Below are 1019 nucleotides of genomic sequence, written 5' to 3' on the forward strand. Positions count from 1 at the left end.
GATCATCCTGAGTTTTAATCTGACTGGCTATTTGATCTACCAGTTTTTCGTTGATTTCAACGCTCATTGTTATTCTCCATTTTGGAGTATTAACGACAAGCGTTTACACAATTTAAATTACATTCCCCAGTATTCGGGTGATACGTATATGCCGAAGGCTGTTCTTAAAATACTTGCTAGGTGGTGACTTGGTAACTCAATAATTTTACTTTCTATAGTTTTTTGGGCTGTTTGATCTATTGGTGTTGTTTGTGTTTTTAAGTTTCGAATAAATGCTTGAACTTGGATTGCTGCCTCTGTTGGTTGATCATTCAGCACGTCTTGAATACAAGTTTGTAGCCAGCCTAATAACTCAAAAGCATTAATTGTGTAGTTTGTTGGGTGGGAAATGCCAATATCATTTCTCATATCCAATATATGTTTAAGTTTTTTATACGTAGTGTCTGATATCAGTTCGAGCTTTCTGCATGTATCAAGTAATACAGTATCTTTCAAAGAGGCCAAATCATCATCAGTTTTATAAAACTCTCGAGTTTTACCACCTACAGCAGAATCAAAAAATATATCTATACCGTAAGCAATCGCTTTTTTTCTGAGATCTAATACTACCTCATTCCAAATCGCATTTAACGAGTAATCAAATAAGCCGAAACCAGCACCTACAACAAATTTTGAAAGATATCTTGCTTCTCTTTTGACCTCAGCAGGTAAGGAGTTGATATACGTAGGTAAGTTTTGACCAATAATTGATCTTTCAGATTGCTCGGCAATAATATTTTCCGAAGGAAGGCCTATTTGCTCCAGAAAATCAACCACTCTTTGAGCTTGGGGATCGACAAGGTCTGTGTGGCTTTTTGTAACAATATCGTTCATTTTGCTGCCTTCAATAAATCAATAGTCCGGACAGTTTTCCGAAATAGGCAACCATGAGAGGAATCAACCAGAGTAGAGAATCCTAATAATCTATCTGTTGATACCTCCTCTCATGGAAATCATAGTTAAGTCTGCTCTGGACAGTA

Annotated in this window: 1 protein-coding gene; it reads right to left on the minus strand. The window is 36.4% G+C overall.

What is annotated here, in order from left to right; translation table 11 throughout:
* Positions 1-117 precede the first annotated feature (117 nt).
* A complete protein-coding gene (locus AK963_RS29570; protein ID WP_202969940.1) occupies positions 118-873 on the minus strand; it encodes a hypothetical protein in 756 nt (251 codons plus the stop codon).
* Between the last annotated feature and the right edge of the window lie 146 nt (positions 874-1019).

The sequence above is a fragment of the Endozoicomonas atrinae genome (assembly GCF_001647025.1).
In the GTDB taxonomy this organism is placed as follows: domain Bacteria; phylum Pseudomonadota; class Gammaproteobacteria; order Pseudomonadales; family Endozoicomonadaceae; genus Endozoicomonas; species Endozoicomonas atrinae.

Coding starts and splice junctions, on each gene's coding strand:
- AK963_RS29570 (WP_202969940.1), bottom strand. CDS start 873: ATGAACGATATTGTTACAAAAAGCCACACAGACCTTGTCGATCCCCAA.